The sequence below is a fragment of the Pseudomonas sp. GM21 genome (assembly GCF_000282215.1).
Classification (GTDB): domain Bacteria; phylum Pseudomonadota; class Gammaproteobacteria; order Pseudomonadales; family Pseudomonadaceae; genus Aquipseudomonas.
In genome coordinates this window covers 20,733-46,343 of the sequence record NZ_AKJS01000066.1, presented here as the reverse complement: position 1 = coordinate 46,343, position 25,611 = coordinate 20,733, and the positions used below count along the sequence as shown (strand labels likewise).

The following is a 25,611-nucleotide window of genomic DNA, read 5'->3' as shown; positions in this document are numbered from 1 at the left end:
GAACCTGAATACGTAATGCGCGCCAGTATACGCAGGCTACCCGAGTAGTTCATCCTCGAACCTTATGGGTACCGGCGAGTCCAAACGGCACCTTTGTAAATGATGGCGTGATGATGCTGCGAGTTTTAGCCTTGAGCCTGACCCTGTTTACCGGCTTTGTGCAGGCCACCGTCCTGCAACGACCTATCACCCTGGATACCGGCAGCGGTGAGCTTTTCGGCTCGTTGTTACTGCCCAAGTCCGACACGCCTGTGCCGGTTGTCCTGATCATTTCCGGCTCAGGTCCTACGGATCGTGACGGAAACAACACCGATGGCGGACGCAACGACAGCCTGAAACGGCTGGCCTGGGTGCTGGCCAAACACAACATCGCCAGCGTGCGTTATGACAAACGCGGGGTGGCAGCGAGCCTTGCCGCCACCCCGAATGAACGCAATTTGTCCGTTGAAGCCTATGTAGCCGACGCCGAAGCCTGGGCCAGGAAGCTCAAAAATGATCCGCGTTTTAGCCAGTTGATTTTGCTCGGCCACAGCGAAGGAGCCCTGATTGCCACCCTGGCGGCACCGAGCGTCGATGCCGCGGGGATCATTTCCCTGTCCGGCAGCGCGCGACCGGTCGATCAAGTGTTGCGTCAGCAGTTGAGCAATAACCTGCCACCTGCGCTGATGCAGCGCAGTAATGAACTGCTCGACAGCCTCAAGGCCGGCCACACCGACGACAACGTGCCACCGCCATTGCAGGGGATATTCCGCCCGAGTGTGCAGCCGTACCTGATTTCGCTGTTCCGCCAGGATCCGGCAGCAGCGTTTGCCCGGTTGAAAATGCCGGCGCTGATCATTCAGGGCAGCAACGACATCCAGGTCGGGGTCGGTGACGCCAGGCTGCTCAAAGCTGCTAAACCGGACGCCGAACTGGCGCTGATCGAAGGCATGAACCACGTCCTGCGCATCGTACCCAACGATGTAAAACGGCAATTGGCCTCTTATAAAGATCCACAATTGCCGCTGGCGGCCGAACTTGGCACACGAATCCTCGGGTTTATTGACGGACTTCACAGCCGTTAAGCGCTATTGGCCCTCCAGTCCTGTCAAAAACGGCCGATAAACCTTTGTCGCCAGCGCACTGGCTGGCGGCAGGGCTTGGACAGGATCTCGCCGTTATGACTGAAACCCAGATTTCACCCGACACCACCGCGGAACAAGACGCACCGCCAGCGGTTGAGCTGCCGTGGGCGGACGTCCACGTCGAGCACCACAAGATGCTTCGTCTGGCGCCGCTGAAAACCGACCGCAACACCGGCGGGCGGCCACTGCGCTTTGTCGAATTCGGCTATGCCGAACGCAACGGCAAGGAACAGAGCCTGATGCGCATGAGCATCACCCTGCCCGGCCAGCGTGTGCGCAAAGAACAGAATCATCTGGATGTGTGGGTCGACCACACCACCAGGAGCGTGCATTTCGGACCCGACAGCGGCCTGCAGATTGAACCGATGAACCGTGGCATCGGCCGCTTCATGGCCGCTCAAGGGATCACTTGGGCGAAGAAGCGCTGGTCCGGTTACACCGTCGATGGCATGGACCTGAACAACAAAGACGCACTGAACGAAGACACCCGCCTACGCCGCGATCAATTTCTCAAGGCCCATGGTTTTGAGGTGGTGTATGCCGATGCCCAGCACTTGAAGGGCCGCGTCAAAGACGTCCAGGTCGGCGACTTGTCGGGCGAGTGGAATACTGAAAAGCTGCAACTGGTGGAAATTCTCGAAGCCGCGCAGATGCTTCAGCAGGCCGAACAGAACCTGGCCGAGCAGGAAGTGAAGCTGAAGACGCACGAAGAAAAAGTCAGCAAGTACAGGCGTGAAGACGCCGGGCTGCGCTTTACCATTACCTGCCTGGTGGCGTTTGCGGTGTTTCAGGCGGGGTTGTTGATCTGGATTGCTACGCATCGGTAAAAGGTTGATACCGAGGCGCGGCCATCGCGAGCAGGCTCGCTCCCACAGGTTCTATGTCGTGCTCAAATTATGTGGCACACACAAAACCTGTGGGAGTGGGCTTGGTCCGGGCGGCGATCCGACGATAGCGTCCTCAGGTCAGACGCGGGACGCGAACAGCGCCTGATGATCGCGGCACTGCTCAGCCGACAACATGAACACCCCATGCCCGCCGCGCTCGAAATCGAGCCAGGCGAAATCGACTTCCGGGTACAGCGCCTCGACGTGAACCTGACTGTTGCCCACTTCGACAATCAGCAAACCCTTCTCGGTCAGATGATCCGCGGCTTCAGCGAGCATGCGACGCACCAGGTTCAAGCCATCATCGCCACAGGCCAGTCCCAGCTCCGGCTCGTGCTGATACTCATCCGGCATATCGGCGAAATCTTCCGCATCGACGTAGGGCGGGTTCGACACGATCAGGTCGAAACGTTGACCCGGCAAGCCATCAAACCCATCACCCTGAACGGTGTACACCCGCTCATCGACACCGTGACGCTCTATGTTCTGATTCGCCACTTCCAGCGCTTCGAACGACAGATCGGCCAGCACCACTTCGGCGTTCTGGAACTCGTAGGCGCAGGCGATGCCGATGCAGCCGGAACCGGTGCAAAGGTCGAGAATGCGCGCAGGCTCGGTGCCCAGCCATGGCGTGAAGCGGTTTTCAATCAACTCGCCAATGGGTGAGCGCGGGATCAGCACGCGCTCGTCGACGATGAACGACATGCCGCAAAACCACGCTTCGCCCAGCAAGTAGGCGGTAGGAATACGTTCTTCGATGCGGCGCTTGAGCAGGCGTTGCAGATTGACCAACTCGTCTTCTTCCAGCGCACAGTCGAGGTAGCTGTCAGCGATTTCCCACGGCAAGTGCAAGGCTCCCAACACCAGTTGACGGGCTTCATCCCAGGCGTTGTCGGTCCCATGGCCGAAAAACAGATCCTCCCCATGGAAGCGGCTGACGGCCCAACGGATATGGTCACGCAGGGTACGAAGTCGGGAAGTGATCACGGCGGCAAGCTCCAGAAAAAACGACTGGCGATTCTAACAGCCAAAACGCGCCACGACGACGCAGGAAAAACACCCGATCAAATGTAGGACCTATCCCTTTTTACCGCTCGCTATTGAACAAAACGAGCAAACTGACAAGGCTGCAAGCCAGTAAAGACGACGTCTACAATAGTAGCGATTCACAGAACCGCTCAGCCAGAGGACAATGGCGCAAAAGCCCCACTCCAAGGAGCCCCAGAATGTCCGTTCCAAAAACGATGTTTCAACTCAGCGGCCGCGGTTACGCAGCAGCCAATCTGAGCCATGCGACCCTTGTCATCATCGATGCACAGAAAGAGTACCTCAGCGGTCCGCTGGCCCTGAGCGGCATGGACGCTGCCGTCGCGAACATCAAGCAATTGCTGGCGGCTGCCCGCGCGGCCGGCCGCACGATCGTGCATGTGCGTCACCTCGGCACAGTCGGCGGGCTGTTCGACCCACAAGGCGAGCGCGGTGAGTTCATCCCCGGCCTTGAGCCACTGGCCGACGAAACCATCATCGGCAAATTGCTACCGAGTGCGTTCCATGGCACCGAACTGGCGCAGCGCCTGGAAGACCTCGGTGCCCTTGACCTGATTGTCTGCGGCTTCATGAGTCACTCCAGCGTCAGCACCACGGTGCGCGCCGCGAAGAACCTGGGTTTCCGTTGCACGCTGGTGGAAGACGCCTGCGCCACGCGCGATCTGCCTTACAAGGGCGGCGTGTTGAGTGCCGAGCACGTTCAGCAGACCGAAATGGCGATCATGGCGGACAACTTCGCCACGCTCGCGCTGACTCATGATCTGATTTGATCGACCCTTGATGAGCGGCCTAGACTGCCGCTCATCCGCAAAAGTCTCGCATTTGCCGCAATTGTCTTAGCCTCAGGAACAACCCGGTCAACTCCCGGTCGAAGGGCCGATACCCATTGAGGAAGGTCGGAATGAAGTTATCCGATGGTTTTGACGCTCGCCGTTTGCGGTCCAAAGGCCAACGCAACTGGCGTTTTCGAATTGGCGCCGCGTTTGCCGCGTTGCTGGCAACCTGCGGTGTGTTGCTCGCCATGGCCGCTGCCGCGAGTCTGTTCGGCCACGTACCCGCGCTGGGCGAATTGAACACCAGCCGGATCGGTGCCGCGGTGATTCTGGCGGTTGGCCTGTTCATGCTGTACCTCGGCGTGTGGCTATGGCGTCGCTGCCGGCGCCGTTCGCGCCAGGCGCGCGGGCTGAACATGTCTCCGCACCTGATGAAAAAACATGACTGAACAGAAGGCCTGGTACTGGCCGGGCCTCAATTGTTATGGATCGCGCCTCGACTTGGGTAAACTGGCCGCCCTTCGCGGAGGCTGACATGCAAGACGACGATTTTTCCCTGTTCAAAAGTGCGATCCAAGGCGTCAAGCCGATCAAGCACGATCGCGCCGAAACCGGCAGACCCAAGGCCGACCGCGCGCACATCGCCAAGCTGCGTCAAGCCGCAACCATTCGCACCGATGCCACCACCGTTGACGGGTTGTCCGATCAGTTCGTCATCGATGTCGGCCCGGAAGACGAATTGATGTGGGCCCGTGACGGTGTCCAGGAAAGCCAGATGCGTAAGCTCAAGATCGGTCAGATTCCGTTCGAGGGCAGCCTCGACCTGCACGGCATGAGCGTGGAAAAAGCGCGAGAAACGCTCTGGGCCTTTCTGGCCGAAGCGACAAAATTCGAAATTCGCTGCGTGCGCGTCACTCACGGCAAAGCCGTGCGTCTGGACGGCAAGCGGCCGATGATCAAAAGTCACGTCAACACCTGGCTGCGCCAGCATTCACAGGTACTCGGCTTCACCTCGTGCCAAGCCCGACATGGCGGTGCCGGAGCCGTTTATGTGATGCTCAAACGCACCATGATGGAAGGCCGCGACGAGTAAAGCTGACGCGTCACGCTTGCAGCGCCGTGTTTGCCACCGTACCCTTGCCCTTTGCGAAAATCCCCACAGGTAGTTTCATGTCCCTGGAACAGAATTACACCGCGATTCTCGGCCAACTGGGCGAGGACGTCTCCCGCGAGGGCCTGCTCGACACGCCAAAACGTGCCGCCAAAGCCATGCAGTACCTCTGCCGCGGTTATGAACAGACGCTGGAAGAGGTCACCAATGGTGCCTTGTTCAGCTCCGACAACAGCGAAATGGTGCTGGTCAAGGACATCGAGTTGTACTCGTTGTGCGAACACCACCTGCTGCCGTTCATCGGCAAGGCGCATGTTGCCTACATCCCGAGCGGCAAAGTGCTGGGTCTGTCGAAAGTGGCGCGAATCGTCGACATGTACGCCCGCCGCCTGCAGATCCAGGAAAACCTCAGCCGCCAGATCGCGGATGCGGTCCAGCAGGTCACCGGCGCCCTGGGTGTTGCGGTAGTGATCGAGGCCAAGCACATGTGCATGATGATGCGCGGTGTGGAGAAACAGAATTCGTCGATGATCACCTCGGTGATGCTCGGTGAGTTCCGCGAAAACGCGGCCACCCGCAGCGAGTTTCTCAGCCTGATCAAGTAAATGGCAGTACGAAGAAAACCGGCATTCATCGCCGGTTTTTTTTCGCCTGCGGAAAATCAGGTAAGCTGCGCGCCCTTCTCAATTCGCACCGTGAGGCTTTCAACGTGTTCGTAAAAGCGCTTCGTGTCGGCCTTGGCCAACTCATCATCTTCATCGACTTCCTGACTCGTCCGGGCAAGAAGCAGCGCCCCGCCGAGGCTCAGGCCAAGGTCAACTCCGCTGCCAAGGACCTGACGTTGTATCAATTCCACGCCTGCCCGTTCTGCGTGAAGACCCGCCGCAGCCTGCGTCGCCTGAATGTACCGGTGGCCCTGCGCGATGCGAAGAACAACGAACAGGATCGCCAGACCCTGCTGGAGCAAGGTGGCAAGATCAAGGTGCCGTGCCTGCGCATCGAAGAGAACGGCCAGACAACCTGGATGTATGAGTCCAAGGTGATCATTGATTATCTGGATAAGCGTTTCGCGGCGGCCTGATGGTTTTTGTGCTGCCCTGACTGACGCTATCGCCAGCAGGCTGGCTCCCACAGAGGATTTGTGGCGCTCACAAAAACTGTGGGAGGCCAGTACAGCCACCACAAATCTCAGTCAAAAATAAACCGGCCCAAATGGCCGGTTTATTTGTTTTTGCCCTCTACCCCTCAGGCTCGCGCCCTAAGGCGAGCGCATTTCCCTGTGAGAGCGAGCCTGCTCGCGATGGCGTCAGTCCAGGCGATATATTCCTATCGCCCAAAATTCAGCCAACAAAACAGAAAACATTATTTGCTTTTTTTGTATACAAAAGCATAATCCACTTCGCGCGAGTTCTTGACCGTACGGTCAATAAATTCGCAAGTGCCTTGCCTCAAAGGGCCGCTGCCACCCTCATGGGTCCGGTCCGGGAAATAACAATAAAACTCTTGAGGAGTACTCGCTGTGGAAAGCCGCAAATCCGAAGCATCGACGCTGGATCTCTCGCCGCCATTACGCAATGGCTTGCTTGAGCGCATCTTCAAACTCAGCTTGCATGGCACCACGGTGAAGACCGAGCTGATTGCCGGTCTGACAACCTTCATCACGATGGCTTACATCATCTTCGTTAACCCCAACATCATGGCCGACGCCGGGATCGATCACGGCGCCGCCTTTGTCGCGACCTGCATCGCGGCCGCGCTGGGCTGCCTGTTGATGGGTCTCTACGCCAACTGGCCGGTCGGCCTGGCGCCGGGCATGGGCTTGAACGCTTTCTTCACCTACACCGTGGTTGGCACCATGGGCTACAACTGGGAAACCGCCCTCGGTGCGGTATTTGTGTCCGGTGTGCTGTTCATGTTCCTGACCTTTTCGCGGATCCGCGAATGGCTGCTCAACAGCATTCCAGTGAGCCTGCGCTTTGCCATGGGCGCTGGCGTCGGTTTGTTTTTGGGGCTGATCGGATTGAAAACCGCGGGCATTGTCGTCGATAGCCCGGCGACCCTGATCAAGCTCGGCTCCCTGCGCGAACCCGGCCCGCTGCTCGCCGCCGTTTGCTTCCTGATGATCGCTATCCTCAGCTACCACAAAGTATTCGGCGCAATCCTCATCAGCATCATCACCGTCACCCTGGCCGGCTGGGGCCTGGGTCTGGTGCACTACGAGGGCATTATGTCGGCCCCGCCGAGCCTGGCCCCGACCTGGATGGCGATGAACGTTGCTGGCGTATTCAACGTCAGCATGATCAGCGTGGTCCTGGCCTTCCTCTTCGTGCATATGTTCGACACCGCCGGCACCCTGATGGGCGTGGCCCAGCGCGCCAACCTGGTCGGCGCGGACGGCCGGATCGAAAACCTCTCCCGCGCCATGAAAGCCGACAGTGCCTCCAGCGTCTTTGGTGCGGTGGTGGGTGTTCCACCGGTCACCAGTTACGTTGAAAGTGCCGCAGGCGTTGCCGCGGGTGGTCGGACCGGGCTTACCGCCGTGACCGTGGGCGTGCTATTTATTGCCGCGATGTTTTTCGCGCCATTGGCGGGCATGATCCCCGCGTATGCAACGGCCGGTGCGCTGATTTATGTGGCGATGCTGATGATGGGCGGTATGAAGCACATCGAATGGGACGAAGCGACCGACAGCATTCCGGCAATCGTCACCGCAATCATGATGCCGCTGACCTTCTCGGTCGCCGACGGCATCGCGCTGGGCTTCATCACCTACGTGGCGATGAAGGCCGGTACGGGTAAGTACAAGGAAATCTCCGTCAGCCTGTGGGTGCTTTGCACGATCTTCATCGCCAAGTTCATTTTCTTGTAAGGCGCCTACGTTTCAAAAACAGTGTTTCAAAACAGCCTCACCCCGCCGGGTGGGGCTTTTGCACAAATGGAGGAAAGTGATGAGTCTGGAAACCTGGCTGCTGTTCAGCGGCGCTGCGCTGGTGGTGATCCTGATCCCGGGGCCCCTGTCTTTGCTGATGATCAGCAACAGTCTGAATTACGGTTTGCGCCGATCTTACCCGGCGTTTCTCGGTGGCGTGATCGCTTCGATCTGCTTGCTCAGTGCCTCGGCGCTGGGTTTGGGCGCCTTGCTGCTGGCATCGGAGCAACTGTTCAGTGCGCTGAAAATCGTCGGTGCGTTGTACTTGTTCTATCTCGCCTGGCAGAGCTGGCAGCAATCGCGCCAGCCATCAGTCGGCGCTGAAGTGCCTCAGGCGTCGCCAGTACCGCGCTTTCGTGCGCTGTTCGGTCGTGCGTTTGTACTGGGTGCGAGCAACCCGAAAGACATTCTGTTCTTTGCAGCCTTCCTGCCGCAGTTTCTCAGCGCCCAACAGCCGTTCCTGCCACAGTTGCTAGTGATGATAGCGACATGGACGGTGTTGGATCTGCTGTGCAAATTGGCTTATGGGCTGGGTGCGCATGGCGCGGCTGGATATCTGCGCAGTGGCAAGGGACAGAGCTGGTTTAATCGGATCAGTGCGGGATTGTTCAGCGGCGCCGGGGTTGCCTCTTTATTGAGCAATCATTAACACTATCAACTCATGTCATTATTATTTAGTCGTTAATAATCCATCTGAAATCCTGCCTAACACGTTGTGTCGCCAAGGACGGCATCACAACCAACATGAAATATAACGCAATAGGCGAAGCCAATATTTACTTTCGGGCAACTGCGAAGGCCTACTAATATGGCGCTGCAATTTCGCACACCATTCCAAGACAAGGATGTCTCCTATGGCTATTCCCCCGCAACCATCCGACTCAGATAATTTCAATACCGTCGAGATTACAGATATCGGGTTAAACACAAACGAACGTTCAACTTCGACTATCGATTTTGAAAGTGATGACACACACAAAACTAAAAACCCAAAAAACTACCAAGCTCAGCTAAAAGTGGCAGATGAGCTGTTGGGCCCCATTAAAATAGGTTCGTTCATGATAACGCGACGTGCACTGGATGCACTCGGCGCGACAACAAATGGAGAACTATTGAATGGACACAATACTTTCTTTCGCCACCCTAAACGATCGTTTATCAATTCATTACAGCTAGACCCATTCCTTATTGAAGCGCGCATGCAGTCTACTCATACAGCGGATGACTATATATTACCTTCATTGTTATTCGAGATTGCAACCCAGCGCCCATTAACTGCCCTCCCCCTGTTAAAGAATGTTCCTGTCACGCTGTCCGAACAAAATCACTACCAACACAAATTGGACAAGTTGCTGAAATCGGCACAAACGCTGGATGTACGCCACGCGAACCTTCCTGACAGCACCCCTCAATGGGTAAATCGTATAAAAAGCAGCAGCATGGTGAGTATGGGAGCCGGGCTTCAGGCCTTTGGAATCTACAGCGGCCTTCGTGGATTGCAAGATGCCATTAGCCGAAAAGACGAGGGTGAGGTTGTATTTAACAGCCTCAGTATTACCGGAGAGTTTTCATCGTTAGCTGTCGAACTGGCTGTCACCAAACAAGCAAAATACATGATCGAAGCGGGTCAAAACGCCTACAAGGATTTTGCCAAAAGCCGTTTTGGAGTTCGATTGGGTCGGGGGGCAGGCCTGATAGCGAGTGCATTGACTTTGCCCTTCGATATCATCTCTGCGGTTAAATCCTTTAACAGTGCAGCAGGCGCCAGCGGCAAAGAGGCCCTGGACCACTATGTCGCTGCGGGCTTGAGCGTGACCAGTGCAGCTATGACATTGATATTGGGTGCCGCCGCCTTGGCAGGCTTTTCGTTCGCGGGGCCGGTAGGTCTGGCGGCAGGGTTGCTTCTGGTCGCGGGTTCACAGATTTATGCGGCAGTACGCGTGGTGGATGACATTGACGATTATATCGAGCTCACTGCCCACGAGCGCCTCCGCACAGGCTGGTTCGCCTTCTGGGGAGTCAGTCCTGACCAAAGCATTCAAGATCGCCACGCAATCACCAAATCGTCGGTTGAACACGCGAAAATATTACAAAAAACTGCCAGAAAACTACTGAATGGAAAATTAAAGGACAGTACCGAGGTCATCGTAAACGGTAAGTTCAAGGTAGAACTTAAGCCGACACAGGTAAGGCAGTACGATTGGGAAGCACAACAATATATCTATAAGACTGAAACAAAACCCCAGGTTATCGACGGGAATGACATGATTGATGCTCGAGCCGGCGTTACAGTTGACATGCCTGGTGCGGAGTTTGGGACACCCGGAGAGAAAAAAGGGGCGTTGTGGTTTATCGGCGGTGGACAAGATACTGTCCGTGGCGTAGAAAAAAAGCCCAACCGATTCTATTACAGCGCTGGAATCAAAAACCTGACGGGGGGTGAAAAAGACGATGAGTTCATCTTCGAAGGCGCCACTGAACTGCTAAAAAATGGTTCAAAGGATGCCTTGCCGACTACATTGAAGGGCGGCGCGGGCAACGACACGTTAATACTGGACGGATATTATCCAGAGCGTAACAACCTAAGACTTGGCTATCTCATCGACTTGAATGATGGCCGACTGTCCATCATCAGCTACGACAGCGCCAACCAGAACCGCTGGAATTACCGGCACGCTCTGCTAGAGAGCATTGAGAACGTTGAAACCCTGGCGGGCGCGGAAAGTGAAGTCATTGGCACCGACGGCCCGAACGTTATCAAGTCTCGAGGCTTCGATAGCATTCAGGCGGGTAATGGCGATGACCAGATTTACTTGTTCAACAATCACGGCTCGGTTTCCGGAGGAGCCGGCAAGGATCACTACGCCATCGCCCACAAATCCGGTGGTGTTTATATTACCGAGGATGGCATCGATGAAAGTATCATTGCCCTGGATTGGAGAATGGACCTGATAAAAAGCTGGAAAATAGAAAACCAGCAACTGGTCATTACATCGGGGTTCGACCTCGATGACAACAGACAGAGAGATGTTTATATAAAAGATGTTTATAAAAAATCTGGCAACCTGCTACAACTACAAAACAACAAGCTAACGTTCATTACTAAAGACGGATCCCATCTAACCCCTGAATTGCCTGAGACACTAGAGGCTGATCACTCAACGGACATTCAGGCAGTCATCTCCCGACAAGGAGCCCCGCACAACCCAATCATACTCACCCAACCTGAATGCACGATCCCCCACGACAGAAATACGAGCTATTGTGTTTCGCAATTCAATGCGCAAACAACACTGCACGTAAAGCAGTCCAGTCACAATATTCTTACCACCCTCTACCTGGATTACACCAGTGATGAGCTGAGCCGTGTCGAAGCGTATTATTACGCGGACCTCAATAAAGAGCAGAATTTCGACCGCATTATGTTTACGGAGTGTGGGCTGACGTTTCACTTCGGCAGCAAGCGAATAATCATCAAAAATCTGGCTAAATCTTATGCCGGCGGACACGACAGAATCACGAGTCGAATTACTCGCCCCGTCAACTCTTTGAACCACCCTTTTGTATTGACAATGAAGGATGGGGTTTCCTATCGTCTCTCGCAACCCCCATTGCCCGACACTGTATTTAAAAACGAAGCTTTCGAAATAACCGGGCCCATGAAGTGGACAAGCGAGGTTCCGCTGCCTCTAAAAGCCAGGAATGGAACGCATATTTATCGTCAGCCTTTCAACAATGAAGCGCATGAACTGGGCTCAAGGGACAAATGTGTACACATACAAGCTTCCCCAGAGCAGACAGCTATCGAAAATCTGACAGGTGAAGGCTCAAAGTACCTTGTCCACCTCAGCCCCGGCCTTTCATTGCGCATTGCGACCCCCGGTGCACTGGCCGAAGCAGTTCACCGACTACCCTTCGCCTCCAGCTGGGAACTTGACGCAACACAACTAGGCGAAATTACGATCCACTTGGCCAATAACCAATTGGTCCTTGGACATACTGTGATTCACCTCCCAGATTATAGAGACCCCGCAGACCTCATAGACGAAATAAGTGTCATCACTGCGTCTGGCATTATTTACAACGTCGACCTTGTTTTTGAAACCGTTCAAATGGATTCGTTAGATGGTCGGTATTGCAATGATTACTCCGACCTCAGCATATCAATACCCGAAGACTTTAAATCATCCGAAACCAATGAGATTCCCGTTCGAAACATAGCGTTAAAAGACGGCACCGCGGGCACTCTTACTTTCAGCCTGCCGACAAGGAGCTGGACGTTGGATACCGATACATCTCGAACTATCCACTACACAGACCTGATAAAACTCAACCGGTGCCAGCACCAGCTAGAACATTGCCATGCGTTGATGGAGTTCGGCGCCAACCAATCTCCCCCCGTCAGCGCGGCGAACTTAAGAATACTGATGGACGCCTGCAAGGCTTTATAACTTATATGAATTCTCCTTGGCCTCGCAACTCGACCTCGCAGTGAAGTCTTTTGAAGCAAAAACCTCGCCCCCTATAAATATATAGTGCACATCAAACGCTGAATCACCCGAAACTAAGCGCTGTAACAATCAGACGCCACACATTTTTACGCGTGCTGTTACGCCAGTGACACTCTGGTCTTCATTCAGGTGAACTTCCTGAATCAGGCATCCACTTGATAATTTATTGGAACATATAGACATGGCTAAACCCCCCAAGAAAGTGACCAGCACTCATGCGGCCGACTCGTCGTCGACACCGCCAAGAACATCGTCAAGGGAGGACGTACTCAGAGGCGATCAACCTGTCCAGCCTGGCGTGCGCCTGCCGACGGGAGAACCAGAGCCCGACTCGCGCATCTCAACTAACCCGACAAGAGATACTCCTCATCATCATCAGCCAGTGGTCGTCACCGAGATGCCCGGCGGGGAAACAATCACACGTCTTGCCAACCTGGTTTCCTGGCCCCGGGACCAGATCGATCAACTTATTCGGATCGGCGACTCAGGGCTCTTTATGAGTAAAGCGCAAAAGATGTATGCCGATGTTGAAAACGCGGGGCTCGGCCGAGTAGAACTGAATTCGAAAGGAGACTATCAGGTTCATTTTCCGTTTGCGCCGGACTATCCAGGCCCGGTTCTGAAAAAAATCGCAGGCAAGGCACAGTGGCAATTTATAGAGCCCTGGGCTGCTCCCCAAGCCGGCGGCTCGAACACTAACATTCCCGCTACCGATGCTCCTGTCATCTTCATTAATCCGGCTGCGGTGAAGAAACTACCAGCAGCCAATGAACTTGGAATACGCTGGCACAACCTCAGAAGCTATGTCGATCTGATCAACGAGGGCACTGTGCTGGTTGGCAAGGGCGCCAATGGAGACTATCAGGCGACCATTCCCCAGGAATGGACGCCGTCCGGTCCGGCAGTGGAAAGAATCGGAGTGACACGATTCTGGAGGCGCAAGTCGACAAGTTCCAGCTCTGTGGAAAAACTAAACATCGCTGAACATTCCTCCTCTTCTGAAGATTCCGGGCCTGGCCCTGCCAAGCGTTATCGAACTGACGAAAGCCGTGATAAATCTGCCAATATCTCCATCACATCAGATTTCAATCCGTACCTATGGGCGTCATGGGGAACAATAGCGAAACCCGAGACCGTTGAATCCGTTCAGATAGGCCAGCTTCATTATCAAATTGTGCCCCATGGACAATTTCCCTATCCACTCGTGACCTACCTACAGCACCCCGATTTCCCTCCCTCGCGCTTCGAAGTTTTCGAAAAAATGCTCGCTAAGTCCCCAGGATTACAACCCGTTGCAGCCATCCGCAATAGCACGAGCAGCCCATGGAACGTACAAGGCAACGCTCGACAATTCGATAGACCTATAACACAGACCGTCATGGATTCATTCCAGGACTTTTCGGTTTATACCGCGCGAGCCATCGCCAAGCGCCTGTTTGAACATTCGAGTCGCTCCGAGATCATCCTCCAGGATGGATTGTCAGTTACAGCGGTGACCCTTCGTCACTGGAAGGACAAATCTCCGTTGTTTGTTCCTGAATTCGAAAACCCGGTGGATTTGTTGCCTGTTGCTTCACGCACCGGACCTTCGAAGACCTTCATTTCCACACGACCACCCACACCGCGTGACCCGCTGCAACGGCTGGACTTCACTCTTCAGCGCTATCAAGTTGAGTGGACTCGCTACATGGAGCAGCAATCTTACTACAACCTGAAACATCTAATGAATACCCTGCTCAGCAACAACGGGTATGAAGTGTTTCCTTTTATAGATACACCATGGAACCCTGCATTGATATTCAGGCGTGCAAACCATGACAAGATTTACTTTCTCAAGTTGGGTCTTGCCGAGGGGGATTATATAGAGCTAAAGGCAACCCCCCCGGAGTTATCCGATCCAACACTGGCCAATAATATCGGCAACAACGCTTATCAGGCTCTGATGACCGCTAACGAGCAAAATAATATCGTATGGCTCGCGGGTGGCGCTCAAACAACTGCTTCTGGATGGCAATCAGCTTTTATTATGAGAGAGCGCTAACAGTCACCTATCGATCTAACATCATCATGCCTAGGTAGTGACATCCAGGTACTCAGTTTTGATATCAGTTTTTAGGGTATACATTCGCTTTACCGGATTCAAAGCACACACCCATTAAACCGGCATACGATTTTATAAGCTCAACACAGGCTTTATTTTCGCGCGCCATTAATTTTTGCTTGTTTAAAGCGATATCGATTTGATCAAGCGGCACTTATATATCAATTGGAGTATGACCATGGCCAAACGACCAAAAACCAGAAACTCAAAAACAGAAGATTCCTCCACACATCTAGAATCAACACGTCAAACCAGCTCGGTCACGGGTGATCATTCCGGCCTGTCTGGCAGATCTGCCCTGGACCTGGATCAAATGCCGGACACTGGCGCCTCGACTGTTTTATCGGATACTGCCTCTCGCCAGACGATTGTCGTGACTGACATACCTGTAAGCGGGGCCAGCGCAATTGAAGTGACCTCCAACGTTATTTCCTGGCCTCGTCACCAGATCGATCAATTATTTCCAATCGACGATACGGGGCTCTTCATGAGTGCCGAGCAAAAACTCTACGCTGATACTGGAGAAGAAGGACTATTAAGAATCGAACCCAATGCGAAGGGCAAGTACCAGGTTCCCTCCCGCTCTACCCCTGATCTGCCCGGCCCGATCCTGGCAAAAATTCCTGGCGAGCCGCGGTGGCGTATCGAACGACAGGGATTGGATACATCGGCAAATGGCAAGACTGTATTCATGCAGCCTTCGGATGCATCTGCGAAGCAAACGCTACAGGTCATTCTACCGGTACTTGCCGAAAAGCTGACCAAGGCCGACGCGAAGGGTCTGCGTTACGACAAGCTGAAGAGAACTTATGTTGATGTCGTGGAAGAAGGCACCGTACTGGTCCGTAGAAATGTGAAGGGTCAGTATCAAGCGACAACCACCAGCGAGCTAGTCCCGTCGGGCCCTGTGCTTGAATGCATCGAAGGAATGACGCTTTGGCAACGCAAGCCACAGCAGCCTGCACAGCTTTCAGCAACAGACGACTCAGGCCCTGGCCCGAGCAAGCGCCCTCGCCTCGGGGAGGATATCAAACATGCCGAAACAGAAGCGATCATCGATCCGGTTAACGTCCCAACAACGACGAACCCTTATCTTTGGGCATCCTGGGGAAAAACAACAAAACCCTATACAGTTGAATCCATTCAGATAGGCCAGCTCTATTACCCCATCGTTCCTCAGGGTCCGCTGGCCGATAAACTCCCGCTCGCCTTCATTCAGCATCCTCAATTTGCACCCTCGCGCTTTGAAGCATTCGAACGCATGCTGCAGGAAGCGCCTGATTTGCAACCAGTGCTGACTTATCGGAGTGGTCCCGCCCCCAGGAGGGTGAACGGGGCCATCCGCAACTTTGAAAAACCATTGGCTCATTATGTAGCGAATACATTCAAGAACTTTACGGATCAAACATCGCGGGTCGTCGCCAAGCGATTGTTCGAACTGTCCAGTGATGATGGGGAGATCAACGGCAGCGGGTTAGCTCGTATGATGCAGACTTTCCGCCATTGGGAAGGCAAATCGACCCTAAGTACGTTTGGAATTGGCGACCCGTTGGATATGTTGCCCATCACTGCAAGCAGTGACGTCTCCCGACGCATCGTTCCTTTGCTGCCTCCCGAATCGGTGAAGACATTGCAGCAACTGAACTTCACCTCCTCGTCCCACTGGAAAATATATGCAAACGACCAGACGGCGATGAACCTGAAGACTCTGTTCGTTAATATCCTCAACGACAGCGGTTACGACACCCTGACTCCCAATGCTGTGACCCATCTCAACACGCTGGTCTTCAAACGCCCCAACCACCCCAAGGTCTATTTCTTGAAACTGGGACGAGTGGCAACTGACGCCATCGAAATCAGAACGCCGTTGATACCAGAGCTTGATGATCCTCTTTTAATCAAGCAGATGAGTACAGAAATACATCAAACACTGGTGGCCGCCGACGCACGAAATGATGTGGTATGGCTGATTGGTGGCGTTCAACACCCGTCGGGAAGGAGCCCTTCCATTTTTATTATCAGAGAGCGCTAATTTAAAACGACGGCACCTCGCCAGGCTGCTGACGGGGTGCACCACACACGCTTTTCCATCTGGCGAAAAAAAGCCCGCAGTGTGAGCGGGCGAAAGACCAAAGAAGCTATATGCGCAGTCGCTTCCAGGTTGCGGCAGCTGCTTGGGGGATCAGCTGCCGCGATACGTGGAATAGCTGTACGGCGAAATCAGCAGCGGCACATGGTAGTGATCCTGTTCCGCAGAGATGCCGAAACGCAGCACCACCACATCCAGAAATGCAGGTTCCGGCAGTTGAACGCCACGGGCGCGGTAGTAGTCGCCCGCATGAAACTGAACCTGATAGACCCCGGTACGGTAGTCATCTCCTTGCAGCAGCGGTGCATCGACACGGCCATCGCTATTGGTTGTCGCGCTGGCGACCAATTCCAGGTGCGATCCTTCAACGCGGTATAGCTCGACCTTGATCGAGCTGCCCGGGCAACCGTGTGCAGCGTCTAAAACGTGTGTAGTCAAACGTCCCATTGATTCTGCGCGCCTGCCTGCGTACAGCAGTCAGGCTTCGCGCCTCCCGAAGTCAGTTAAAAGGAGACCGCACCGATTCGGAGCACGAATCACTGCGGCGAGCGATTGATTAAGACACTTTCCAGAAAAATTGTACACAATAAAAACGACCTATTTGCCTCGATGTCCGCCAGCCGGGATTTTTCATCGAATTTAAGCCCGCGCCATAAGATCAGCGGACCTTCTATCCTTTAGCTGACCACTCAGGCAGGTTTCTTGCAGTATCATGAATTCATGACGGTTCGAGAAAAATGCAAAAAAACGGGCTTACAAATTGAATATAAAGTTGTATACAATCACTCCATCGCAGTGACGCCAGCCTGATACCTCATCGCAAGGCCGCCACATAACCTTGAACACGTCGACACGAATAAGAAGGAAGACTGCAGTGAGCGCTGACTACCCACGCGACCTGAAAGGTTACGGCAGTAACCCTCCTCACCCACACTGGCCGGGCAATGCCCGCATCGCCTTGTCGTTCGTACTCAATTACGAAGAAGGCGGCGAGCGCAATATCCTGCACGGCGATAAAGAGTCCGAAGCCTTCCTCTCCGAAATGGTTTCCGCCCAGCCGCTGCAAGGCGAGCGCAACATGAGCATGGAATCCCTTTACGAGTATGGCAGTCGTGCCGGCGTGTGGCGGATTCTGAAACTGTTCAAGGAATTCGATATTCCGTTGACCATCTTCGCCGTCGCCATGGCCGCCCAGCGCCACTCGGACGTAATTCGCGCGATGGTCGATGCCGGCCACGAGATCTGCAGCCACGGCTATCGCTGGATCGACTACCAGTACATGGACGAAGCGCAGGAACGCGAGCACATGCTCGAAGCGATCCGCATCCTCACCGAAATCACCGGTGAACGCCCACTGGGCTGGTACACCGGTCGCACCGGCCCGAACACTCGTCGCTTGGTGATGGAAGAAGGCGGTTTCCTGTACGACTGCGACACCTACGACGACGACCTGCCCTACTGGGAACCGAACAACCCGACCGGCAAGCCGCACCTTGTGATCCCGTACACCCTGGACACCAACGACATGCGTTTCACCCAGGTCCAGGGTTTCAACAAGGGCGACGATTTCTTTGAATACCTCAAGGACGCCTTCGACGTGCTTTACGCTGAAGGCGCCGAAGCACCGAAGATGCTTTCGATCGGTCTGCACTGCCGTCTGATTGGCCGCCCGGCGCGTCTGGCTTCGCTCAAACGCTTTATCGAATACGCTAAAAGTCATGAACAGGTGTGGTTCAGCCGCCGTGTCGACATTGCGCGCCACTGGCAGCAAACCCATCCATTCCAAGGGGCCGCGAAATGAGCACCTTTCAAACCGTCAAACCTTCAAGCTTGAGCCGCGATGCATTTGTCGCAGCCTTCGCCGACATCTACGAACATTCGCCATGGGTGGCCGAAAAGGCCTTCGATCTGGGCCAGGACGCGTCGATCGACGAGATCGAAACCCTGCACCAGCGCATGAGCGACATCCTGTTGAGCGCCGATCACGCCAGTCAACTGGCGCTGATCAACGCTCACCCGGACCTGGCCGGCAAAGCCGCCGTCCAGGGCCAGCTTACCGCAGCCAGCACTGAAGAACAGACTGGCGCGGGTATTCACCAATGCACGGCCGAAGAGTTCCAGCGCTTCACCGAGCTGAACGACGCCTACAAAGCCAAGTTCAAGTTTCCCTTCATCATGGCGGTAAAAGGCAGCAACCGGCATCAGATCCTCGCGGCGTTCGAAACGCGCATTCACAACTCGGTCGACACCGAATTCAAATGCGCGCTGGCGGAGATCAACAAGATCGCCCTGTTCCGTTTACTGACCCTATAGCGAACTGCCCTTGTGAAAAGCCTCCGAGCGTAAAAAACGCGGAAAACGCACAGGGCCAGCAAGCATCCCAAGCCAACTTATTAAAGGCAGACAAGAAGAATGAAAGCTTACGCCGTACCTTTCGAGAAGTTCGTCAACCTGGCCGACGCCCGCCTGGGCACCAAAATCATCTCGGTCACCGATGACTGGTTCGCTGATGCCAACCGCCTGTTCCAGCCGACTCCGGCTGTGTGGAAAGAAGGCGTGTTCGATGACAACGGCAAGTGGATGGACGGCTGGGAATCGCGCCGCAAGCGCTTCGAAGGCTACGACAGTGCGGTGATCCGCCTTGGTGTACCGGGCTCGATCAAAGGCGTCGATATCGACACTTCATTCTTCACCGGCAACTTCCCGCCATCGGCCTCCCTGGAAGCCTGTTTCCTGGCTGAAGGCGAACCGACTGAAAACACCCAGTGGGTTGAAGTGCTGTCGGCTGTCGAGCTGCAGGGCAACAGCCACCACTTCCACGAAATCAACAACGACCAGCCGTTCAGCCACCTGCGCTTCAACATCTACCCGGATGGTGGCGTAGCCCGTCTGCGTGTGTATGGCGTTCCGCACCGTGACTGGTCGGCCGTCGGCGACAACGAGCAAATCGACCTGGCCGCAGCCCTCAACGGTGGCCGCGCCCTCGCCTGCTCCGACGAACACTTCGGCCGCATGAGCAACATCCTCAACCCGGGCCGTGGCATCAACATGGGCGACGGCTGGGAAACCGCACGTCGCCGTACCCCGGGCAATGACTGGGTGATCGTCGCGCTGGGCCATGCCGGTGAAGTCGAGAAAGTCATCGTCGACACCCTGCACTTCAAGGGCAACTACCCGGACACGTGCTCGATCCAGGGCGCGTTCGTGAAGGGCGGTACCGACAGCCAGATCGAAACCCAATCGCTGTTCTGGCGCGAACTGCTGCCGGCGCAGAAACTGGAAATGCACGCCGAACACACCTTCGCCGAGCAGATCAAGGCGCTGGGCCCGATCACCCACATCCGCCTGAACGTGTTCCCGGATGGTGGTGTGAGCCGCCTGCGCGTATTGGGCAAGGTCGCTAAATAAGCGCCGAACCCAATCGCCAGCAGGCTGGCTCCCACAGGGGAATGCATTCCAAATGTGGGAGCTAGCCTGCTAGCGATGACGATAGAACCAACAACACAGAATTCGGATAAGAACAGCATGCGCACACTAACGATTGAACCGCTGACCAAAGAAGCCTTCGCCCCTTTCGGTGACGTGATCGAAACCGATGGCAGCGATCACTTCATGATCAACAACGGTTCGACCATGCGCTTCCATAAACTGGCGACGGTGCAAACCGCCACGCCAGAGGACAACGCGATCATCAGCATTTTCCGCGCCGACGCGCAGGACATGCCGCTGACCGTCAGCATGCTGGAGCGTCACCCGTTGGGCAGTCAGGCGTTTATTCCGCTGCTCGGCAACCCTTTTCTGATCGTGGTCGCGCCACTTGGCGATGAACCTGTATCAGGTTTGGTCCGCGCCTTCGTCACCAACGGCAGGCAGGGCATTAATTACCATCGCGGCGTCTGGCACCACCCGGTGCTGACGATCGAAAAGCGGGATGACTTCCTGGTGGTTGATCGCAGTGGCACAGGCAACAACTGCGATGAGCATTTTTTCAAAGAGGATGAGCGTTTGGTCCTCGCCCCCCACCAATAAGAGAAGGTCTGATCACTCGACAACAGAGTGACAGGCGAGAGGTAAAGACTGTGGAAGCACATCTGTTCGAATGGCTGAACCTGAGCGTACGCTGGGTTCACATGATTACTGGCGTGGCCTGGATCGGCGCGTCGTTCTATTTCGTCTGGCTGGAAAACAACCTTAATCGGGTCAACCCGAAAAGCGGGCTGGCGGGCGATTTGTGGGCAATCCATGGTGGCGGTATCTACCACCTGGAAAAATACAAACTGGCTCCACCGACCATGCCGGACAACCTGCACTGGTTCAAATGGGAAGCCTATTTCACCTGGATGTCGGGTGTCGCGCTGCTGTGCGTGGTGTTCTACTCCAACCCGACGCTGTACCTGCTGGCACCGGGCAGCAGCCTGACGGGCCCTGAAGGCGTTCTGTTGGGTATCGGTTCGCTGTTCGTCGGCTGGTTCGTCTACTCCTTCCTGTGCGACTCGGCCCTGGGCAAACGTCCTGCCCTGCTAGGCGGAATCCTGTTCGTGCTGATCATTGGCGCCGCTTACGGCTTCAGCAAAGTGTTCAGCGGTCGTGGTGCGTACCTGCACGTCGGCGCGATCATCGGCACCATCATGGTCGGCAACGTGTTCCGTATCATCATGCCGGCGCAACGCGCACTGGTTGCGGCGATCGCCGAGAACCGCACGCCCGATCCGGCGCTGCCGGCCAAAGGCCTGCTGCGTTCGCGTCACAACAACTACTTCACCTTGCCGGTGCTGTTCATCATGATCAGCAACCACTTCCCGAGCACTTACGGCAGCCAATACAACTGGCTGATCCTGGCCGGGATTGCGGTACTGGCGGTGTTGGTGCGTCACTATTTCAACACCCGTCATGACAGCCACAAGTTTGCCTGGACCCTGCCAGTGGCAGCGGTAGGCATGATCTGCCTGGCTTACGTCACCGGCCCTGCGCCGATGACCAGCCCGGAAGTGGCCAAGGCTCCTGCGAAGATCGAGTACCAACCGCTGCCGGAAACCGCAATAGGCGGTGGATTGAAACCGGTTGAAGCAGCGCCGGCGGCAGCGCCCGCAGCCGCACCGGCTCAAGCGTCCAACGCCGGTCCGGGCTTCGACAAGGTGCACAGCGTGATTCAGGAGCGTTGCGCGGTTTGCCACTCGGCCAAACCGACCAGCCCACTGTTCAGCGCGGCCCCTGGCGGTGTGATGTTCGACACCCCCGAGCAGATCCGCCAGAACGCCCCGCGCATCCAGGCTCAGGCCGTTACCAGCCAGATCATGCCACTGGGAAACATCACGCAGATGACCCAGCAGGAACGTGACCTGATTGGTGCCTGGATTGTTCAGGGAGCTCAGACCAATTAAGCAGTAAAAGCATCGTGAGCAGGCTCGCTCCCACAGGTTTTGCATTGCCTGCGTGGGAGCTGGCTTGCCTGCGATTGGCCGCACATTGCGGCCACCTGATTCGAAAACAGCTGCCAGCAGCACGGCAGCTGTACATCACAAGAATAAAAAAGATCCGAGGTGTTGCATGTCCGAGCTATCCGAAGCGCGCATCCCCGACGCACCCGCCATTCAGCGTTTGCCCCTTTTGCAACTGATCCTGGTCGGTCTGCAACATGTTTTGCTGATGTACGGCGGCGCCATCGCGGTCCCGCTGATCATCGGACAGGCCGCTGGCCTGAGTCGTGAAGAAATCGCCTTTCTGATTAACGCGGACCTGCTGGTCGCCGGCATCGCCACCATCGTTCAATCGCTGGGCATCGGCCCGATGGGCATTCGTATGCCGGTGATGATGGGCGCCAGTTTCGCCGCGGTCGGCAGCATGGTCGCCATGGCCGGCATGCCGGGTATCGGTCTGCAAGGGATCTTTGGCGCGACCATCGCCGCCGGGTTCTTCGGCATGCTCATCGCCCCGTTCATGTCCAAAGTTGTTCGCTTCTTCCCGCCTCTGGTGACCGGCACGGTCATCACCTCGATCGGTTTGTCGTTGTTCCCCGTGGCCGTGAACTGGGCCGGCGGTGGTGCCGGCGCCACCGAATTCGGTTCACCGATTTACCTGACCATTGCTGCGCTGGTATTGGGCACCATTTTGCTGGTGCACCGCTTCATGCGTGGCTTCTGGGTCAATATTTCAGTGCTGATCGGCATGAGCCTGGGCTACGTGCTCTGCGGCCTGATCGGCATGGTCGACCTCAGCGGAATGGCGCAAGCGCCGTGGTTGCAATTCGTCACTCCGCTGCATTTTGGCATGCCCAAGTTTGAACTCGCGCCGATCCTTTCGATGTGCCTGGTGGTGGTGATCATCTTCGTCGAGTCCACCGGGATGTTCCTCGCCTTGGGCAAAATCACCGGCCAGGACGTCTGCCCACGGATGCTGCGTCGCGGCTTGCTGTGTGATGCCGGCGCCTCGTTTTTCGCCGGGTTCTTCAACACCTTCACCCACTCTTCCTTTGCGCAAAACATCGGCCTGGTGCAAATGACAGGGGTGCGTTGCCGCTCGGTCACCATCGTTGCCGGTGGCTTATTGATCGTATTGAGCCTGCTGCCGAAAGCCGCATTCCTGGTGGCCTCGATTCCGCCAGCGGTACTGGGCGGTGCGGCGATTGCGATGTTCGGCATGGTCGCCGCCACCGGGATCAAGATTCTTCAGGAAGCCGACATCGGTGACCGTCGCAACCAGTTGCTGGTGGCGGTGAGCATCGGCATGGGCCTGATTCCGGTGGTGCGGCCGGAGTTCTTCGCCCACCTGCCGGTGTGGATGAGCCCGATTACCCACAGCGGTATCGCCATGGCCACCTTGAGCGCCCTGTCGTTGAACCTGCTGTTCAACATCCTTGGCGGCAAAGAACGCGCCGCAGCCAACGACTGCCACGCCCACTGACACAGAAGGACATAAGACCTGTGGGAGCCAGCCCGCCCCCACAGGTCAGCGGTTGCCTGCGCCTCACACAATAAAAACCAAGAGGGAGCAACAGATGATTCGGACACAAACCAACGTGCTGTTGAGTGCTGGCCTGTTGGCCGCGAGTCAAGCCATGGCCGGCGATTTACTGCTGTGGCAGACCAACAGCCTGAGCTATTTGTACGGCAAGGACTTCGCGGTCAACCCGCCGATTCAGCAGACGATAACCTTCGAACACGCCGACGGATGGAAGTACGGCGACAACTTCCTGTTCGTCGACAGCACCTACTACAACGGCGAGAAAGACCGGAACAAAGGCGTTCACGCTTATTACGGCGAATTCAGTCCGCGCCTGTCCTTCGGCAAGATCCTCGATCGCCGTTTCGAATTCGGCCCGATCAAGGACGTGCTGCTGGCCATGACCTACGAAAATGGCGAAGACGACACCGAGGCCTACCTGATAGGCCCTGGTTTCAACCTCGCGGTACCGGGCTTCAATTTTTTCACCTTGAACTTCTATTACCGCCAGACCGAAGGCGCGCGCCCCGGCGACGATGTCTGGCAGGTCACCCCGGCCTGGTCCTACACCCTGCCATTGGGCAATTCCAACCTGCTGATCGACGGCTACATCGATTGGGTGGTGGATAACGACCAGAACTCACACGGCACCTATCACGCCAACCTGCACTTCAACCCGCAGATCAAATATGACTTGGGCAAAGCCCTGGGCTGGCGGGAGAAACAGGTGTACGTCGGCGCCGAATACAGCTACTGGAAAGACAAATACGGCATCGAGAACACCTCCAGCTTCGACACCAATGAAAACACCACCAGCCTGCTGGTGAAGGTGCATTTCTAAGATGACCCGCAACCGTGCGCCAAACCTGTCGTCGGTGCGCTGTTACGGGGCACTTGAGACCTGGCCGAGTAGTCAGTATTCTCCGCGGCCGCCTGAATCCACGCTAAAAAAAAGCCCGGATTTAATTTCTGACCATAAAGCCAGCTTTTTCCGGCGCTGGGCAGTAGCAAGGCACTCCATATCCCCACTCAATCGACTGTTTTTGAGCAGCCGAGAGGGCGTTTATTTGTTTTTTGAAAACCTTGGCTCAGCTCTTGCTAAGAGCATTAAAGCTGACCGACTGGATGATTTTTTACCGCTACAGATAGAGGCGCCAAACCAGAGCGCCGACCTTAAAAAAATAACGTGGAATCACCTACTTTTTGGGAGCAACCGAATGAAACGTACGTGCACTAGCCTGATGCTGGCGGGATCAATGCTGGCTGGGGGGCAGGCCATGGCCGGCGACTTGCTGCAATGGCAGACCAATAGTCTGACCTACCTGTACGGTAAGGACTTCCAGGTCAACCCGCGCATTCAGCAGACGGTGACCTTCGAACACGCCGATGGCTGGAAATACGGTGACAACTTCTTCTTCATCGACAAGATCTTCTACAACGGCAAGGAAGACGCCTTCGCTGGGGACAACACCCACTACGGCGAAATCAGCCCGCGCCTGTCGTTCAACAAGATTTTTGATCAGAAGCTGGAATTCGGCCCGATCAAAGACGTCCTGCTGGCCATGACCTATGAGTTTGGCGAGGACGACACCGAGTCGTACCTGATCGGTCCGGGGTTCGATCTGGCTATCCCTGGCTTCGACTACTTCCAGCTGAACTTCTACAACCGTCACACCGAAGGCGGCCGACCGGGTGATGATATCTGGCAGGTCTCTCCAGTCTGGTCCTACACCATCCCGGCGGGCAGCTCGGATGTAGTGATTGACGGCTTCATGGACTGGGTGGTCGACAACGACGTGAACGACGAAGGCGAATACCACGCCAACCTGCACTTCAACCCTCAGGTCAAATACGACTTGGGTAAAGCACTGAAGCTGGGCGACAAACAACTGTACGTCGGTGTCGAGTATGACTACTGGAAAGACAAGTACGGCATCAAAGACACCGATGGCTTCAAGACGGATCAGAGCGTGACCAGCTTCCTGGTCAAGGTTCACTTCTGACGATTTGAGTTTCGCGGCGTCTGCAAGGACGCCTTCGCGAGCAGGCTCGCTCCCACAGGGATTTTCGCCGTATGCAAAGGTTGTATTCGACAAAAAT

At 55.6% G+C, this 25,611-nt stretch carries 22 protein-coding genes and 1 pseudogene; 20 read left to right on the top strand and 3 right to left on the bottom strand.

Translation table 11 applies throughout. The features are described from left to right. Positions 1-64 precede the first annotated feature (64 nt). A pseudogene (locus PMI22_RS20530) lies at positions 65-1,064 on the top strand (alpha/beta hydrolase). Between the two features lie 95 nt (positions 1,065-1,159). After that, positions 1,160-1,951: a hypothetical protein gene (locus PMI22_RS20535; protein WP_007944457.1), complete on the top strand. Its 792-nt coding sequence runs from the start codon at positions 1,160-1,162 to the stop codon at positions 1,949-1,951. 138 nt (positions 1,952-2,089) lie between these two features. Here the strand turns inward: PMI22_RS20535 and prmB are convergent, their stop codons facing one another. Next, positions 2,090-2,998: a 50S ribosomal protein L3 N(5)-glutamine methyltransferase gene (prmB, locus tag PMI22_RS20540; RefSeq protein ID WP_007944456.1), complete on the bottom strand. Its 909-nt coding sequence runs from the start codon at positions 2,996-2,998 to the stop codon at positions 2,090-2,092. Positions 2,999-3,237: 239 nt separating this feature from the next. Between prmB and PMI22_RS20545 the strand changes: the two genes are divergently transcribed. The 9 genes from PMI22_RS20545 (at position 3,238) to PMI22_RS20585 (ending at position 14,423) form a co-directional block, all read left to right on the top strand. Next, positions 3,238-3,828 carry a cysteine hydrolase family protein gene (locus PMI22_RS20545; protein WP_007944455.1) on the top strand — a complete coding sequence of 197 codons (591 nt, stop codon included), beginning with the start codon at positions 3,238-3,240 and terminating at the stop codon, positions 3,826-3,828. Positions 3,829-3,959: 131 nt separating this feature from the next. Continuing rightward, positions 3,960-4,280: a hypothetical protein gene (locus PMI22_RS20550; RefSeq protein WP_007944454.1), complete on the top strand. Its 321-nt coding sequence runs from the start codon at positions 3,960-3,962 to the stop codon at positions 4,278-4,280. Positions 4,281-4,366: 86 nt separating this feature from the next. Next, positions 4,367-4,924 (top strand): Smr/MutS family protein, encoded by a 558-nt coding sequence (locus PMI22_RS20555; RefSeq protein WP_007944452.1) that lies wholly within the window; start codon positions 4,367-4,369, stop codon positions 4,922-4,924. Between the two features lie 77 nt (positions 4,925-5,001). Continuing rightward, complete coding sequence (gene folE / locus PMI22_RS20560) at positions 5,002-5,547, top strand: GTP cyclohydrolase I FolE (protein ID WP_003204506.1); 546 nt, start codon at positions 5,002-5,004, stop codon at positions 5,545-5,547. Between the two features lie 104 nt (positions 5,548-5,651). Then, positions 5,652-6,023, top strand: a complete 372-nt coding sequence (locus tag PMI22_RS20565) for a glutathione S-transferase N-terminal domain-containing protein (RefSeq protein WP_007944451.1) — start codon at positions 5,652-5,654, stop codon at positions 6,021-6,023. Between the two features lie 438 nt (positions 6,024-6,461). Beyond that, positions 6,462-7,811 carry an NCS2 family permease gene (locus tag PMI22_RS20570; RefSeq protein WP_007944450.1) on the top strand — a complete coding sequence of 450 codons (1,350 nt, stop codon included), beginning with the start codon at positions 6,462-6,464 and terminating at the stop codon, positions 7,809-7,811. 79 nt (positions 7,812-7,890) lie between these two features. Then, positions 7,891-8,520, top strand: coding sequence for a LysE family translocator (locus PMI22_RS20575; protein ID WP_007944449.1), 630 nt, complete (start codon positions 7,891-7,893; stop codon positions 8,518-8,520). 205 nt (positions 8,521-8,725) lie between these two features. Further along, positions 8,726-12,322: a calcium-binding protein gene (locus tag PMI22_RS20580; RefSeq protein ID WP_007944448.1), complete on the top strand. Its 3,597-nt coding sequence runs from the start codon at positions 8,726-8,728 to the stop codon at positions 12,320-12,322. 241 nt (positions 12,323-12,563) lie between these two features. After that, positions 12,564-14,423 carry a hypothetical protein gene (locus tag PMI22_RS20585; RefSeq protein ID WP_007944447.1) on the top strand — a complete coding sequence of 620 codons (1,860 nt, stop codon included), beginning with the start codon at positions 12,564-12,566 and terminating at the stop codon, positions 14,421-14,423. A gap of 64 nt (positions 14,424-14,487) precedes the next feature. On the opposite strand, the gene PMI22_RS31320 is transcribed toward PMI22_RS20585, so the two are convergent. Further along, positions 14,488-14,637 carry a hypothetical protein gene (locus PMI22_RS31320; RefSeq protein WP_157214415.1) on the bottom strand — a complete coding sequence of 50 codons (150 nt, stop codon included), beginning with the start codon at positions 14,635-14,637 and terminating at the stop codon, positions 14,488-14,490. A gap of 24 nt (positions 14,638-14,661) precedes the next feature. Between PMI22_RS31320 and PMI22_RS20590 the strand changes: the two genes are divergently transcribed. After that, positions 14,662-16,515 (top strand): hypothetical protein, encoded by a 1,854-nt coding sequence (locus tag PMI22_RS20590; RefSeq protein ID WP_007944446.1) that lies wholly within the window; start codon positions 14,662-14,664, stop codon positions 16,513-16,515. Between the two features lie 150 nt (positions 16,516-16,665). Here the strand turns inward: PMI22_RS20590 and uraH are convergent, their stop codons facing one another. Next, positions 16,666-17,019 carry a hydroxyisourate hydrolase gene (uraH, locus tag PMI22_RS20595; RefSeq protein WP_007944445.1) on the bottom strand — a complete coding sequence of 118 codons (354 nt, stop codon included), beginning with the start codon at positions 17,017-17,019 and terminating at the stop codon, positions 16,666-16,668. Between the two features lie 427 nt (positions 17,020-17,446). Here uraH and puuE point away from each other — a divergent pair, with 427 nt between their 5' ends. From puuE to PMI22_RS20635, 8 genes are all read left to right on the top strand, one after another. Further along, entirely contained in the window at positions 17,447-18,373 is a 927-nt protein-coding gene (gene puuE / locus PMI22_RS20600; protein WP_007944444.1) for an allantoinase PuuE, read from the top strand. Continuing rightward, a complete protein-coding gene (gene uraD / locus PMI22_RS20605) occupies positions 18,370-18,885 on the top strand; it encodes a 2-oxo-4-hydroxy-4-carboxy-5-ureidoimidazoline decarboxylase (protein ID WP_007944443.1) in 516 nt (171 codons plus the stop codon). Before puuE ends, uraD begins: the two co-directional genes overlap by 4 nt. Before the next feature lie 99 nt (positions 18,886-18,984). Then, the gene (gene alc / locus PMI22_RS20610) at positions 18,985-19,980 is read left to right on the top strand and encodes an allantoicase (protein ID WP_007944441.1); all 996 of its coding nucleotides are present in this window, start codon (positions 18,985-18,987) and stop codon (positions 19,978-19,980) included. A gap of 117 nt (positions 19,981-20,097) precedes the next feature. After that, positions 20,098-20,601 (top strand): ureidoglycolate lyase, encoded by a 504-nt coding sequence (locus tag PMI22_RS20615; RefSeq protein ID WP_007944440.1) that lies wholly within the window; start codon positions 20,098-20,100, stop codon positions 20,599-20,601. Positions 20,602-20,651: 50 nt separating this feature from the next. Then, positions 20,652-21,953 carry a urate hydroxylase PuuD gene (locus PMI22_RS20620; protein ID WP_007944439.1) on the top strand — a complete coding sequence of 434 codons (1,302 nt, stop codon included), beginning with the start codon at positions 20,652-20,654 and terminating at the stop codon, positions 21,951-21,953. Between the two features lie 166 nt (positions 21,954-22,119). Further along, entirely contained in the window at positions 22,120-23,472 is a 1,353-nt protein-coding gene (locus PMI22_RS20625; RefSeq protein ID WP_007944438.1) for a nucleobase:cation symporter-2 family protein, read from the top strand. 94 nt (positions 23,473-23,566) lie between these two features. Then, positions 23,567-24,352, top strand: a complete 786-nt coding sequence (locus PMI22_RS20630; RefSeq protein ID WP_007944437.1) for an outer membrane protein OmpK — start codon at positions 23,567-23,569, stop codon at positions 24,350-24,352. Positions 24,353-24,728: 376 nt separating this feature from the next. Next, the gene (locus PMI22_RS20635) at positions 24,729-25,514 is read left to right on the top strand and encodes an outer membrane protein OmpK (RefSeq protein WP_007944436.1); all 786 of its coding nucleotides are present in this window, start codon (positions 24,729-24,731) and stop codon (positions 25,512-25,514) included. The last annotated feature ends 97 nt before the right edge of the window (positions 25,515-25,611 follow it).

Excerpts from the sequence above, each read along its gene's own strand:
- PMI22_RS20535 (WP_007944457.1), top strand. The coding sequence starts at position 1,160 with ATGACTGAAACCCAGATTTCACCCGACACCACCGCGGAACAAGACGCA.
- PMI22_RS20545 (WP_007944455.1), top strand. The coding sequence starts at position 3,238 with ATGTCCGTTCCAAAAACGATGTTTCAACTCAGCGGCCGCGGTTACGCA.
- PMI22_RS20550 (WP_007944454.1), top strand. The coding sequence starts at position 3,960 with ATGAAGTTATCCGATGGTTTTGACGCTCGCCGTTTGCGGTCCAAAGGC.
- PMI22_RS20555 (WP_007944452.1), top strand. The coding sequence starts at position 4,367 with ATGCAAGACGACGATTTTTCCCTGTTCAAAAGTGCGATCCAAGGCGTC.
- folE (WP_003204506.1), top strand. The coding sequence starts at position 5,002 with ATGTCCCTGGAACAGAATTACACCGCGATTCTCGGCCAACTGGGCGAG.
- PMI22_RS20575 (WP_007944449.1), top strand. The coding sequence starts at position 7,891 with ATGAGTCTGGAAACCTGGCTGCTGTTCAGCGGCGCTGCGCTGGTGGTG.
- PMI22_RS20580 (WP_007944448.1), top strand. The coding sequence starts at position 8,726 with ATGGCTATTCCCCCGCAACCATCCGACTCAGATAATTTCAATACCGTC.
- PMI22_RS20585 (WP_007944447.1), top strand. The coding sequence starts at position 12,564 with ATGGCTAAACCCCCCAAGAAAGTGACCAGCACTCATGCGGCCGACTCG.
- PMI22_RS20590 (WP_007944446.1), top strand. The coding sequence starts at position 14,662 with ATGGCCAAACGACCAAAAACCAGAAACTCAAAAACAGAAGATTCCTCC.
- uraH (WP_007944445.1), bottom strand. The coding sequence starts at position 17,019 with ATGGGACGTTTGACTACACACGTTTTAGACGCTGCACACGGTTGCCCG.
- uraD (WP_007944443.1), top strand. The coding sequence starts at position 18,370 with ATGAGCACCTTTCAAACCGTCAAACCTTCAAGCTTGAGCCGCGATGCA.
- alc (WP_007944441.1), top strand. The coding sequence starts at position 18,985 with ATGAAAGCTTACGCCGTACCTTTCGAGAAGTTCGTCAACCTGGCCGAC.
- PMI22_RS20615 (WP_007944440.1), top strand. The coding sequence starts at position 20,098 with ATGCGCACACTAACGATTGAACCGCTGACCAAAGAAGCCTTCGCCCCT.
- PMI22_RS20625 (WP_007944438.1), top strand. The coding sequence starts at position 22,120 with ATGTCCGAGCTATCCGAAGCGCGCATCCCCGACGCACCCGCCATTCAG.
- PMI22_RS20630 (WP_007944437.1), top strand. The coding sequence starts at position 23,567 with ATGATTCGGACACAAACCAACGTGCTGTTGAGTGCTGGCCTGTTGGCC.
- PMI22_RS20635 (WP_007944436.1), top strand. The coding sequence starts at position 24,729 with ATGAAACGTACGTGCACTAGCCTGATGCTGGCGGGATCAATGCTGGCT.